The 12,337-nt window shown below is 70.1% G+C and carries 14 protein-coding genes; 7 read left to right on the forward strand and 7 right to left on the reverse strand.

Annotation, left to right across the window (positions count from 1 at the left end; translation table 11 throughout):
* Window positions 1-179 precede the first annotated feature (179 nt).
* Window positions 180-401 carry a hypothetical protein gene (locus tag Mterra_RS01430; RefSeq protein WP_119313535.1) on the reverse strand — a complete coding sequence of 74 codons (222 nt, stop codon included), beginning with the start codon at window positions 399-401 and terminating at the stop codon, window positions 180-182.
* Between the two features lie 319 nt (window positions 402-720).
* On the opposite strand from Mterra_RS01430, the gene Mterra_RS01435 reads away from it, so the two are divergent.
* Window positions 721-1,443 carry a zinc ribbon domain-containing protein gene (locus Mterra_RS01435; protein WP_119313536.1) on the forward strand — a complete coding sequence of 241 codons (723 nt, stop codon included), beginning with the start codon at window positions 721-723 and terminating at the stop codon, window positions 1,441-1,443.
* A gap of 97 nt (window positions 1,444-1,540) precedes the next feature.
* Window positions 1,541-2,455, forward strand: coding sequence for an aminoglycoside phosphotransferase family protein (locus Mterra_RS01440; RefSeq protein ID WP_218022858.1), 915 nt, complete (start codon window positions 1,541-1,543; stop codon window positions 2,453-2,455).
* A gap of 315 nt (window positions 2,456-2,770) precedes the next feature.
* Here Mterra_RS01440 and Mterra_RS01445 read toward each other — a convergent pair whose 3' ends face one another.
* The 3 genes from Mterra_RS01445 to Mterra_RS01455 all read right to left on the reverse strand — a co-directional run bounded on the left by Mterra_RS01445 (window position 2,771) and on the right by Mterra_RS01455 (window position 4,540).
* The gene (locus Mterra_RS01445; protein WP_027891410.1) at window positions 2,771-3,064 is read right to left on the reverse strand and encodes an HU family DNA-binding protein; all 294 of its coding nucleotides are present in this window, start codon (window positions 3,062-3,064) and stop codon (window positions 2,771-2,773) included.
* 92 nt (window positions 3,065-3,156) lie between these two features.
* Window positions 3,157-3,795: a lysophospholipid acyltransferase family protein gene (locus Mterra_RS01450; RefSeq protein ID WP_119313538.1), complete on the reverse strand. Its 639-nt coding sequence runs from the start codon at window positions 3,793-3,795 to the stop codon at window positions 3,157-3,159.
* 301 nt (window positions 3,796-4,096) lie between these two features.
* Complete coding sequence (locus tag Mterra_RS01455; RefSeq protein WP_119313539.1) at window positions 4,097-4,540, reverse strand: YbaN family protein; 444 nt, start codon at window positions 4,538-4,540, stop codon at window positions 4,097-4,099.
* Between the two features lie 105 nt (window positions 4,541-4,645).
* On the opposite strand from Mterra_RS01455, the gene Mterra_RS01460 reads away from it, so the two are divergent.
* The gene (locus Mterra_RS01460) at window positions 4,646-5,095 is read left to right on the forward strand and encodes a hypothetical protein (RefSeq protein ID WP_119313540.1); all 450 of its coding nucleotides are present in this window, start codon (window positions 4,646-4,648) and stop codon (window positions 5,093-5,095) included.
* A gap of 196 nt (window positions 5,096-5,291) precedes the next feature.
* Here Mterra_RS01460 and Mterra_RS01465 read toward each other — a convergent pair whose 3' ends face one another.
* The 3 genes from Mterra_RS01465 to Mterra_RS01475 are packed head-to-tail and all read right to left on the reverse strand — an operon-like array spanning window position 5,292 to window position 7,899.
* Window positions 5,292-6,125, reverse strand: coding sequence for a metalloenzyme (locus tag Mterra_RS01465; RefSeq protein ID WP_119313541.1), 834 nt, complete (start codon window positions 6,123-6,125; stop codon window positions 5,292-5,294).
* Between the two features lie 45 nt (window positions 6,126-6,170).
* Complete coding sequence (locus Mterra_RS01470; RefSeq protein ID WP_027891413.1) at window positions 6,171-6,521, reverse strand: P-II family nitrogen regulator; 351 nt, start codon at window positions 6,519-6,521, stop codon at window positions 6,171-6,173.
* A 10-nt stretch (window positions 6,522-6,531) separates the two neighbouring features.
* On the reverse strand, window positions 6,532-7,899 hold the full coding sequence (locus tag Mterra_RS01475) for an ammonium transporter (RefSeq protein WP_119313542.1): 1,368 nt from the start codon (window positions 7,897-7,899) through the stop codon (window positions 6,532-6,534).
* Between the two features lie 268 nt (window positions 7,900-8,167).
* On the opposite strand from Mterra_RS01475, the gene Mterra_RS01480 reads away from it, so the two are divergent.
* The 4 genes from Mterra_RS01480 to Mterra_RS01495 all read left to right on the forward strand — a co-directional run bounded on the left by Mterra_RS01480 (window position 8,168) and on the right by Mterra_RS01495 (window position 12,128).
* Window positions 8,168-9,094, forward strand: coding sequence for an HrcA family transcriptional regulator (locus Mterra_RS01480; protein WP_119313543.1), 927 nt, complete (start codon window positions 8,168-8,170; stop codon window positions 9,092-9,094).
* Complete coding sequence (moaD, locus tag Mterra_RS01485; RefSeq protein WP_119313544.1) at window positions 9,084-9,782, forward strand: molybdopterin converting factor subunit 1; 699 nt, start codon at window positions 9,084-9,086, stop codon at window positions 9,780-9,782. The genes Mterra_RS01480 and moaD overlap by 11 nt, the downstream gene beginning before the upstream one ends.
* The gene (locus Mterra_RS01490) at window positions 9,779-10,012 is read left to right on the forward strand and encodes a hypothetical protein (protein WP_119313545.1); all 234 of its coding nucleotides are present in this window, start codon (window positions 9,779-9,781) and stop codon (window positions 10,010-10,012) included. Before moaD ends, Mterra_RS01490 begins: the two co-directional genes overlap by 4 nt.
* A 163-nt stretch (window positions 10,013-10,175) precedes the next feature.
* The gene (locus Mterra_RS01495) at window positions 10,176-12,128 is read left to right on the forward strand and encodes a GGDEF domain-containing phosphodiesterase (protein WP_245971462.1); all 1,953 of its coding nucleotides are present in this window, start codon (window positions 10,176-10,178) and stop codon (window positions 12,126-12,128) included.
* Window positions 12,129-12,337 lie beyond the last annotated feature (209 nt).

The raw sequence follows: 12,337 nt of genomic DNA on the forward strand, positions 1-12,337 counted from the left end.
GATAAACCCTCCCCGTACGCGGGGAGGGTTTATCCCCCCTACCCCCCCTTGCTAAGGGGGGAACCAGGCGTCTTGCGTTTGGCGTCTCGCGTTTGGCGTATTGCGTACGTCGTACGACGTAGGACGTACGACCCGCACCGAACGCCCGACCCGCGCCCGGCTACCGCCCATCGCCACCCCTACCCGAGCAACCACCCCGCCACGGCAAAGACCAGCACCAGCAGGCCCACGCTCAGCGCCAGGGCCAGCCAGGGCGGGCCTTCGCGCACGTAGCGGAAGAAGCGGCTTTTGCCGAAGAGCCCCCGGCCCAAGGCGATCAGCAGCACACCGCCGCAGAACACCGACAGCAAGACGATCAGGCGCACGGGCTCGAGGCCCCCCAGCCCTTCCAGCCGTTCCACGCCCCTAGCTTAGCCCCTCGAGAGGATTAAGCCGTCAGCTATCAGCGTTCAGCCGTCAGCGAAAGGCGGGCTCGCGGCGCGTGGCACTCGAGGGTCTAGGGCCAAGGGCCAAAGCGTCCCGCGTCTCGCGTCTTGCGTATTGCGTTTTGCGTACGACGTAGGACGTACGACGCACGACCCGCGTTTGGCGTTTGGCTATCAGCTATCGACTATCGGCCACCCGCAACATCCCCTAAACATCGCCATTTCCGCGCCCGATCCGCCTTTTTACCGCCCCTGCGCTTTGCACGCAGCTTGTGGGCTGGCTTAGACTAGGCTTGTGAACGGGTCCGACGCGCTGGCCGAACTGTTTCGTCTACAAGAAAAAGACCTCGAGCTAGACCGCATCCGTGAGGAACAGGGCAACCTCCCCGAAGACCTCAAGGCCGCCCGTGCTCGCTGGCAAAGCCTCGAGGCCGAACTCGCCAAACACCAGGGCGACCTGCGCGAGCAGGAGATGGAATACCGCCAGAACGAGGCCGAAATCGCCGACCTCAAGGAAAAGCTGGGCCGGGCCAAGGAGGCGCAGCGCCAAGCCCAGGGAGCCCGCGAACAGACCCAGTACGAGAACGTGATCCAGCAGCTCACCGGGCGCTACGAGGAGCTCGAGGGCCTCAACGAGCCCAAGTTCGAGGAGATCAGCCGCCTGGAGGGGGAGGTCGAGCGGGTGAAGGCCCTGATGGCGGAGGCCAAGCCCAAGCTCGAGGAGCTCGAGGCCGCCAACGCCGCGCGGGTGGAGGCGCTCGAGGCCAGCTACCAGGGCAAGCTCGCCGAGCGCAACGCGCTGGCCGCCACCATCCCCGCCAACCTGGTCAAGGAGTACGAGGCCGTGCGCAAGTCGCGCCGGGGCCAGGGCGTCGCCAAGGTCGCCCGCACCGGCTCGGGCTACCGCTGCATGGGCTGCAACGTGCAATTGCCCATGAACATCGCGCAGAAGGTGTACCAGGGCAACCAGATCGTGCGCTGTCCCTCCTGCGGGCGCATCATGTGGAAGGGCGAGTAGGGGCGGCGCGCGTCGCCCCTACAGCGTTTTCGGGATCGGGGATGACGCCACCCCCCATGGCTGCGCCGCCGGCCGGCCCCGGCTCGAGGAGGTGCCCGTGTCCAGCGGCAGGATGCACGCCGACGAGCTAGACACCGACGCGTCGCTCGTGCGCCGGCTGCTCGAGGCGCAGTTCCCGCAGTGGGCCGGCCTCCCGGTCGAGCCGGTCCGCTCCGCCGGCACGGACAACGCGATCTACCGGCTCGGCGACGGCATGGCCGTGCGCCTTCCCCGCATTCCTGCCGCTGCCGCGCAGGTGGACAAGGAGCAGCTGTGGCTGCCCAGGCTGGCCCCACTGCTGCCGCTTCCCGTCCCGGTGCCGCTCGCCAAGGGAGCGCCCGGCGAGGGCTACCCCTGGCACTGGTCCGTCTGCCGCTGGCTCGAGGGCGAGAACGCGACCCTCGAGCGCCTCGCCGAGGCGGCCCAGGCGGCGGCCGACCTGGCGCACTTCGTCGCCGCCCTACAGCGCATCGACGCCACGGGCGGCCCGCCCCCCGGCCCGCACAACTCCGGCCGGGGCGTGCCGCTGGCCGTGCGCGACGGGCCCACCCGGGCCGCGATCGCCTCGCTGCAGGGCATGCTCGACGCCGGCGCGGTAACGGCGGCGTGGGAGGCCGCGCTCCAGGCTCCCCCGCACGACGGCCCGCCCGTCTGGATCCACGGCGACCTGCAACCCGGGAACCTGCTGGCGGTGGGGGGCCGGCTCAGCGCGGTCATCGACTTCGGCTGCCTGGGCGTGGGCGACCCCGCCTGCGACCTGCAGGCGGCGTGGAACCTCTTCACCGCCGAGGCCCGGGAAGCCTTCCGCTCGGCCTTAGGGGTTGACGGCGCGACCTGGGCCAGGGGGCGCGGCTGGGCCCTGTCCGTCGCCCTGATCGCCCTCCCCTATTACCAGCACACCAACCCTTTCCTCGCCGGCGTCGCCCGGCACACGATCCGCGAAGTCCTCGCCGACCACGGGCACGGCGCGTGACGGGCGTGCCGGGCGCTGCGGGAGGGCCGGCGTTCGTGGGGTTCACGCTCGACGGAGTTCACAGGGTAGGGATAAGGCGCCCACCCCACCCGGCCGGGCTGGCGAGGGGGGGCGCAGGGCTGGCGGGTCGCGCACGTGCGTGCCTACGTGTTCATGCCCCGGCCTTTTTAGCCCCGCTCGAGGCGTCCCGTACCGCCGACCGCACCCGGAAATGCTTCAGGGCCAGCCGCCAGGCTGGCCCTGCTGTTGCTTCGGGGAGATAACGAGGGAGGTAGGCCTCCCCCGCTTGAAGGAAAAACTAAGGTCGCTGGAACCTTACTTCTTAACCTTCTCCTTGAGCGCCTTGCCGGGCTTGAAGGCCGGGTACTTGGAGGCGGGGATCTTGATCTTCTGGGTGGTGCCGGGCTTCACGCCGGTGCGGGCCTTGCGGGAACGCACCTCGAAGGTGCCGAAGCCGGTGAGCTGGACCTTGTGGCCACCGCTCAGGGCAGCTTCCACCTTGGAGAGGAAGGCGTCCACGGCAGCCTTGGCGTCTTTCTTCTTCAGGCCGGAGGCCGCAGCAACTTGGTCGATCAGATCAGCTTTGGTCTTGGTGGTCTTCTTCGCCATGCATTACCTCCTTTAGTTTTCCCTTCAGGACGGAGTGTAGCACACCATGAGAAAGAAATGCAAGCATCTGGTGGGGCTTCCCCTGCATTATGTTAAGAACCGACAGGCGCCGAATTGCCCTTGCTTACATACTCAGGGGGCAAAAGTGCCGCAACCATGGCCTCGAGCTGACGCGTAACCTCCTCCAACCCCTGATGATCAAGCTTCTTGTCGGGGAGGGTGATGGGATCGCCGAAGACCACTTTTATGTTCCTACGCAAGCGCGGCGCGTGGCCCACGGGCCAGGCCTTGTCGCTGCCGGTGATGGCGACGGGCACGATCTTGGCCCCGGTGCGCATGGCGATGGAGGCCGCCCCCGACTTGAAGGGCTCGAGCTTGCCCGTGCGGCTGCGCTGTCCCTCGGGGAAGATGCCGAAGGCCAGCCCCTCCTTCAGCGCCCGGATGGCGGCCTTGACCGCGCCCAGGTCGCTGGTGCCGCGCTCGACCGGGATAGCGTAGACCCGCGGCAGCAGCCACGAGAGCACCGGGTAGCGGAAAATATCGGCCCGGGCAATGAAGGCCACGGGCCGTGGGCACACCGAGCCGACGGCGATGGGGTCGAGGAAGGACAGGTGGTTGGAAGCCAGGATGACGGGCCCGTCCTTGGGCACCCGCTCGGCCCCCTCCACCCGCAGGCCGAACAGCACGCGCAGCAGGAAATAGGCTAGGGCTTTGCAGATCGCGTAAACCATGCGATTAGATTACCGTGGAATGCGGGGGGCAGGGCGGCGATAGTCGATAGCCGGGCGCGGGGCGCGGGCCGTACGTCTGAGGCGGGTCGTACGTCGTACGTCCTACGCCGTACGCAATACGCCTAACGTCGAACGCCGAACGCGAGACGCCAAACGCAAGACGCGAGACGCCTTGTCACCCCCCTTAGCAAGGGGGGTAGGGGGGATATCCCCTCCCCGCCACCCGAGAGGGGTTTACCACGGGCCACGGGCCTCCCGATTAACGCTGAGGGCTGATGGCTGACGGCTGAAAGCGGACCGCTTACGGCTTATGGTTTTCCCTCGTCGGCACCCGGAAGAGGATGAACCAGACGCCTGCTACGCCTAAGGCAAGGGCCAGGGCTCGAGCGGCCCAGGATTCGACGGCGACACTGCTCAGGAGCACGGCGACCGAGCACATCGAGGCGGCGATGCGCTTGGCGCGCAGGGGCATGCCTTTGCCGGCGCGGTAGTCGCGCACCAGGGGGCCCACCTTCGGCAGGGCCAGCAGCCACTCGAGCCAGCGGCGGCTGCCGCGGGCGAAGCAGTACGCGGCGATGATAAAGAACACCGTCGAGGGCATCACCGGCAGGAAGGCCCCGATGAAGCCCAGGGCCACGAAGAAGAAGCCCACCCCGATCCAGACCCAGCGGATCGGCTGGGCCAGGACGGCCTCGGCGGGCGGGGTGAGGGCGGGTTCGGGGGTGGACGCTTCGCGCTCGGGCATAGGCTCGCCTCAGATCCTCAACAGTTTACGGGCTCGAGGCGGCCGCATCGCGCCCTGGGCAACCTTTGGGACGTTTGTCCCTGGAAACGGGTGATAATGCCCCCGATGAGGCTTTCACCCCAGGTCATCCGGGCCATCGGGCAAATCCTGGCCGTCTCCTACCCCCTCTTAGCACTCTCCACCGGCGCGCGCGGGGTCTACCAGCTCTGCTGCAAGCCCGGCGTGAGCGACTACCTCGCCCCCGCCATCACCACGGTGGCCGCCGCGTGCTACCTGCTGGCGACGCTGGGCTTCGTCATCCGCAAGCCCGGCACCTGGCGCCTGGCCGTGGGCCTGCTGAGCTTCGAGACCGCCGGGGTGCTGCTGGTGGGCACCCTCACCGTGCTCGAGCCAACCGCCATCGGCCACACCGCATGGTCCTCCTTCGGCAAGGACTACGGCTTCCTACCCCTGCTCCAACCGATCCTGGGGCTGGTGTGGCTGCTGTGGCGGGAGAACCGGGAGGCCTACGGGGTTGTGAGCGGTCGGGCGGCAGGGGCAGAGGGAAAGCACTGAGCGGTCAGCCATCAGCCGTCAGTGGTCAGCTTGTGGCCCGTGGTAAACCCCTCTCGGGTGGCGGGGAGGGGGTATCCCCCCAGCCCCCCTTGCTAAGGGGGGAAAGAAAGGGCGTCTCGCGTCTTGCGTTTTGCGTACGACGTACGATGTACGACCCGCGCCCGGCGTCCGGCGTTGGGCGTCCGGCTATCGGCCATCAGCGCCCCGCATCCAGCACCTCCCGCACCCACGGCGCCACGTCCAGCAGCGAGGCCATCGCGGGGACGGTGGTAGCCCCGGGCCCCAGCACCAGCAGCGGCACCGGGTTTTGGGTGTGGGCGGTGTGCCAGGGTTCTTCGGCGTTGCCGTGGTCGGCGGTGAGGAGCAGGGTGGCCTGGGGGGCGGCCTCGAGCCAGCCCCGCACGAAGCGGTCGAGCTCGGTGAAGCGCTCGGCCAGGCGCTCGGGCTCGCGGTGGGCGGAGTAGTCGAGCGACCAGTTCTCCAGGAAGAGCAGGTCGTTTTGCCCGGCCATCCCGGCGAAGCGCTCGCCCGCCTGCTCGGGCTCGGGCCAGAAGGCCGGGAGCATGGCCCGCGCGTCGTCGAGGGGCAGCAACTCGAGGCCCGCCGCCACCGCGGCGTAGGCGAAGGCCGAGAACAGGTTGCGCCGGGAGCCGCGCAGGCGCTCGAGGTACTCGCGCCGGTAGCCGTTGGCGTGCAGCACCCGCAGGCCGCGCCGCACGGCCCACACCTGGAGGCTTCGCTCGCGCAGCAGTTCCTGCAGGCGCGAGCCGGGGTGGGGCCCCTGGTGGTGGCCGAGCAGGGCGGCGGCGTTGGCGCCGGTGAGCAGGGCGGTCTGGCCGGTGCCCGACTGGGGCAGGCCCTCCAAGCCCAGCTTGGCGTCGAGCACGCGGTAGGCCACGCCGGGGGCGTCGCGGGCGGCGGGGGCGAAGCCGCCGGTCAGGGCGCGCAGGGTGGGCAGCTCGAGCTGCCGCAGCGGGCTGCGGGGGTCGGCGGATAGCCCCAGGCCGTCCACGAAGAGGAAGGCGAGCACCCCTCGAGTCTACCGGGCTCGAGGGGTGCGACCGGGGGCCCGCGCTCAGCCGACGGGGGTGACGGCGGCGGTGTCCTCCTCGCCGGTGCGGATGCGGTAGACCTTCTCGACGGGCAGCACGAAGATCTTGCCGTCGCCCACCTCGCCGGTGCGGGCGGCGCTCATGATGGCCCGCACGGTGGGGGCGACGAAGGAGTCGGAGACGCCGATCTCGAAGCGCACCTTCTCGTGCAGCTCCATCTTGACGGTGGTGCCGCGGTAGGTCTGCACCTCGTCGGTCTCGCCGCCGTGCCCCTGCACGCGGGAGATGGTCAGGCCCCGCACCTCGGCCTTGTACAGCGCCTCGAGCACGTCGTTGACCTTTTCCGGGCGGACGATGGCGACTACCAGTTTCATGCCCTACCTCCTAGCCCTGGGCGGGGGCGGGCTTGCCCCGGGGTTCGCCGGCCTCGAGCACCAGGATGGCCCCCTCGCCGCTGGTGTAGCTCTCCTCGCCGTGCTGGCTGACGTCCATGCCGGTGGCCTCGTCCTTGGCGCCGGCCCGCAGCGGGGTGATGGCCCCCACCAGCTTGAGCAGGCCGAAGGTCACCAGCCCGCTGTAGAGCACCGCGATCAGCACCGCGAAGGCCTGGATCAGCACCTGCTGGGGGTTGCCCGCCAGCAGGCCGTCGAAGTAGCCCACCTGCGCCCCGGCGATCACCTTCTGCCCGAAGACCCCGGTCAAGATCGCGCCGGTCATGCCGCCGACGCCGTGGCCGGCGAAGACGTCGAGGGAGTCGTCGAGCTTGCTGCGGGCGCGCCACAGCAGGGCGAAGTAGCTGGGGAAGGCCCCGATGGCCCCCATCAGCAGCGCCGAGGCGGGCGAGACGTAGCCGGCTGCCGGGGTGATCACCACCAGGCCCACCACGATGGCCGTCGCCAGGCCCACCGCCGTCACCTTGCCGGTGCGGGTGAGGTCCAACAGCGCCCACGCCACCAGCGTGGCCGCCGGGGCCAGCAGGGTGTTGACGAAGGCGATGGCCGCGCTCTGGCTCGCGCCCCAAGCGCTCCCCGCGTTGAAGCCGAACCAGCCGAACCACAGCAAGGCCGCGCCCAGCAGCACGAAGGGCACGTTGTGGGGCAGGATGGCCTGGCGGCCGAAGTCCTTGCGGGCCCCGAGCACCAGCGCGGCCACCAGGCCCGAGATGCCCGCGTTGATGTGCACCACCGTGCCGCCGGCGAAGTCCCAAGCACCCAGGTCGGCCAGGAAGCCCCCGCCCCACACCCACTTCGCCAGCGGCGCGTAGACCGCCACGCTCCACAGCGTCATGAACAGCATGAAGGCCGGGAAGCGCATGCGCTCGACGACGGCCCCCGAGATCAGCGCCGCCGTGATGACGCAGAAGGTGCCCTGGAAGGCCATCCACAGGAGGTGGGGGATGGTGATGGGCACCACCGCGCCCTCGTTCTCGAGGCTCACCCCGTTCAGGAAGGCGAAGCGCAGGTCGCCCAGGAAGTCGTTGCCGCCCGGGCTCAGCGAGAGCGAGTAGCCCACCAGCGCCCAGGCCACCCCCACGAAGCCCAGCGCCACGAAGCTCATCATCATGGTGTTGAGCGAGCTCTTCGCGCGCACCAGCCCGCCGTAGAAGAAGGCCAAAGCCGGGGTCATCAGCAGCACCAGGCCCGTAGCCACCAGCATCCAGGCGGTGTCGGCCGCCGAGAACTCGGGGTCTTGGGCCAGCCCCACCGAGCCCGCCCCCACGGCCAGCATCCCCAACCAGCGAAGGTTTCTCATCCCCGCACCTCCATGGCCCAGAGGCTAGCAGGGCTCATGCCGAATGTCAAATTTTCGATGAACGGTTTGCCAACTTAATATAAGCGTTTCCCCTGTAAGTCTTTGATTTCGGCATTTTGTGTTGCGATTTTTGGACATTCGTACAGTCTTGGTTTGACGCTCGCTCAAAAGTCGTGGCGTTTGGTATACCTCGAGCACGCCCGGGGGGCGGGATGGATGTTTTTCTCACTGCACGCCGCGGCGGCGGGCGCATAAACTAGAGGCAGAGATGACCGAGCGGCAGCGCACCCTCTTGCACCTCCTGGTGGAGAGCTACATCCAGGGGCAGGCCCCGGTGCCCTCGGCCGTCCTGGCCGAGCGGCTGGGGCTCTCCCCGGCCATGGTGCGCTACGAGCTCATCGAGCTCGAGGAGGCCGGGTACATCGCCAAGCCCCACGCCTCGGCCGGGCGGGTGCCCACCCGGCAGGGCTTCCGGCACTACGCCCTCTCCAAGCTGCCGCCCGAGCTGCTGCCCAAGGCCACCCTCGAGCGCCTGGCGTTGGTGATGGGCGGGGCGGGCGACCGGCGCGAGATGCTGCTGGTGCAGGTGGCCTCCAAGCTCTCGGGCTACCCCGCGCTGCTGCGCCTGCGGCTGCAGCGCTCGACGCGCATCCGGCAGGTGCACCTCTCCTCCTTGGGCGAGGGCAAGGTGCTGGCGGTGGCGGTGCTCGAGGGCGGGCGGGTGCGCGAGGCGCGCCTCGAGCTCAGCTTCGCCCCCAGCGAGCCCCAGCTCACCGAGGCCGAGGGCCGGCTGCGCGGGCAGGTGGTGCTCGAGCCCCAGCCCGCCGACACCCCCGCCACCCGCGAGCTCTTCACCGCCTTGAAGCGGGCCTTCACCCAGGACGAGCTCGAGGAGTACCGCGAGGGCGTGGGCCTGCTGCTGGGCGAGCCCGAGGCCATGGACCCCGCCTTCCTGCGCCACGCGCTGCAGCTCTTCGAGGCCCCCGGCGACGAGCCCCTCACCCCGCCCGGCGGCCTCAACGTGCGGGTGGGCGAGGTCGAGGGGGTGTCGCTGGTGCAGGCCGGGGTGGCGCTGGGCGAGACGGTGGGCGAGCTCTCGCTGCTGGGCCCCATCCGCATGCGCTACCCCCAGGCGCTTTCGGTGGCCTTCGGCCTGAGCCAGGTGTACATGGGGAAGGAGCGCTATGCGAATTGACGTCCTCTTCTTCGCCCTCTTCCGCGAGCAGGCCGGCACCCGCGCCACCGCCCTCGAGCTCCCCGAGGGCGCCACCGTGCGCGACGCCCAGCGCGCCCTCGAGGCCCGCTTCCCCGGCCTGGCGCTGGGCCAGGGGCTGGCCGCGGTCAACCAGGAGTTCCGCCCCGCCGAGCACCCCCTGAGCGAGGGCGACGAGCTGGCCTTCCTGCCCCCCGTCTCGGGCGGCGGCGTGCCGGAGGTGGCCGAGGCCCAAGACAGTTGGGGCCTCACCGAGGAGCCGCTCGAGCCCCAGCGCTGGCTGGACTGGGCCAGCGCCCCGCCCTACGGCGCGGTGGTGAGCTTCCTGGGCACCACCCGCAGCCCCAACAAGGGCCAGGAGGTGGCCTACCTCGAGTACGAGGCCTACGGCGGCATGGCCGAGCGGGTGATGGGCCAGATCGTCGCCGAGATGCGCGGGCGCTGGGTGCTGGGCCGTGTGGCGCTGTGGCACCGCGTGGGGCGGGTCGGGCCGGCCGAGGCCTCCATCCTCATCGTGGTGTCCTCGCCCCACCGCCCCGAGGGCTTCGAGGCCTGCCGCTACGCCATCGAGCGCGTGAAGCAGGTGCTGCCGGTGTGGAAGAAGGAGTACCTCACCGACGGCTCGCACTGGGTGGAGGGCTTCGCCCCCGACGGGCTGCGCCTGCGATGACCGAGGCCACCTTCGTGCTGCTGCGCCTGGCCCTGTGGCTCTTGCCCGCGGTCTTGGGCTTCCTGGCGATGCGGGCGTGGCGCGGGGGGCGGGCCCGGGTCGCGAGCGGGCTGGCGCTGGGCGGGCTGCTGGCGGGCGTGCTCGCCAAGCCCCTGCCCGTCGGGCTGGTGCTGCTGGTGCTGGGCTTCCTGGCGGGCTGGGGCGGGGCTTCGCGGGGGGCTAAGCGTTAATGATACCGGCTCTTCGGGCTGGCTTTGTCGGATTTGACCATCGCCAGGGGTTCGCGCCGACTACACTGGGGAGATAAGTTGGGCTGTATCTCCTGGAGGGCATCGGGTGAATGAGTTCAATTGGAAATTATTCGCGCCGCTCTCGATTGAGGGTTCGACCCTCTTGATTGAACACCAGGAGCTTCCCGAGGGCACGGCGGTGCGGCTGGGGGGTTCGGCCGGGACCGTGCTGCGCGCGCCCGAGGCCCAGGAGCTGCTGCTGCACCTGCTGACCGGCGAGTCGTGGGTGAGCAACCGCCTGGTCTGGGCCGCGCCCCGCCTGCACCTGGGCCACAAGGGCTACAACCTCAACGAGCGGGCCCGGCTGGCCCTCATCGAGTCGCTGCAGTCCCTGCTGGCCGACAGCCAGGACGCCAGCGGCGGCGCCCAGCCCCAGGACTCCTGGCAGCGCGTGGTGCTGCAGCTCGCCCAGGGCCAGTTCGCCTCCCTCGAGCAGGCCCTCCCCCGGTTGGGGGAGGCCACGCTGAAGCTCTTGGGCCTGGAGAGCCTCAGCCTGTGGGTGCGCGACCCCGACACCCGCCACCTGCGGCTGGCGGCGCGCTACCCCCAGATCAACACCCCCGAGCGCCTGATCACCGCCCAGGACAACCCCGTCTACTTCGCCGCGCTCGAGCGCACCCTGCTGCTGACCGTCGAGGACGCCAAGACCGACGCCCGCGTGGCCGAGCTGCGCGGCATGCTCACCACCTGGGGCGTGCAGTCGATGCAGCAGATCGTCTTCCACGGCGAGGGCGGGGTGCTGGGCGTGCTGTGGCTGGAGAACGGCCAGCCGCGCACCTGGAGCAGCGAGAAGGAGGTGTTGGCGCTGTCGCTGGGCCACCTCTTCGAGCGCCAGATCTACCAGCCGCAGGGCGAGGCCCCGCGGGTGGTGCTGCAGTCGCGCAAGAGCATCGGGCTCAAGCTCACCGAGTTCGAGGCCCAGATCGCGCACGCCATCGCCCTGGCCGGACGCCACAAGCGCATGGTGGGGTTGGTGCGCGTGCAGATCGACGGCTTAGCCACCGGCCACAACGAGACCGCCGCCAAGGAGATCGCCGCCTGCCTGCGCAGCTCCGACGCCATCACCTGGCTGGGCGCGCAGGGCTACGCCCTGCTCCTGTCGGAGATCCGCTGGCCCAGCGGCGCGGCCCGGGTGGCCCAGCGCATCCTGCAGCGGCTGCGCTCGGCGCTGGGGCACGGTTTCAAGGTCGCCATCGGCATCGCGGTCTTCCCGCAGGACGCCAGCGCCGTCCCCGAGCTGTGGGAGCGCGCCGAGCAGGCCTGCGCGCAGGCGCTGGAGGACGGCGGGGGCATCCGCCTGCTGACCCCCGGGGCCTCCGAGCTGCAGGAGGCCATCACCCGCGACAACCTCACCCTGCACTTCCAGCCCATCCTGCGCCTGTCGGACCTCGAGCTCATCGCCGTCGAGGCGCTGGTGCGCTGGCCGCGCGGGCGCGGGGCCACCAAGCAGGCGGGCGAGTTCCTGGGCACCGCCCACCAGGCCGGGCTCATCGCCGTGCAGGACCGCTGGACCCTCGAGCGCGTGCTCGAGCAGGCCGCGCTGTGGCGCCCCTCAGGCGTCAACGCCTACTTCAGCCTCAACCTCTCCGGCGAGACCCTCACCGACCCCGCCTTCCCCACCCGCCTGCAGGACCTGCTGCAGGCCAAGCGGCTCGCCCCCGAGATCCTGGTGCTCGAGGTGCGCGAGGAGGCGCTGTTGTGGGACCTCGAGGCCTCCATCCGCACCCTCACCCTGCTCAAGGAGATGGGCGTGACCATCGCCCTCGACGACTTCGGCACCAGCCCCATCCCCATGGACCAGCTCAAGCGCCTGCCGCTCGACTGGATCAAGCTCGCCCCCCTCTTCACCAACCCCGACAACGCCGCCTTAGCCAAGGCCGCCGTCGAGATCGCCCACGCCATCGGGGCCAAGGCCATCGCCAAGGGCCTCGAGGACCAGAGCCAGCTCACCCGCCTCAAGGAACTCGGCTGCGACTTCGGCCAGGGCCACCTCCTGGGCTGGCCCGTCCCCGCCGAAGACCTCGGCGCCCTGCTGGTCTGGGGCATCGGGAGCTGATCCCGGCAGCCGTCAGCCTTCAGCCGTCAGCTCGTGCCTCGTGGTGGGCCCCTCCCCATCCCTCCCCGCGCGCGGGGAAGGTTTATCCCCCCTAACCCCCCTTGCTAAGGGGGGAACCAGGCGTCCTGCGTCTTGCGTCTTGCGTACGACGTAGGACGTACGACCCGCGTCTTGCGTCTTGCGTTTTGCGTACGACGTACGACGTACGA

The organism is Calidithermus terrae (assembly GCF_003574345.1).
Lineage (GTDB): Bacteria > Deinococcota > Deinococci > Deinococcales > Thermaceae > Calidithermus > Calidithermus chliarophilus.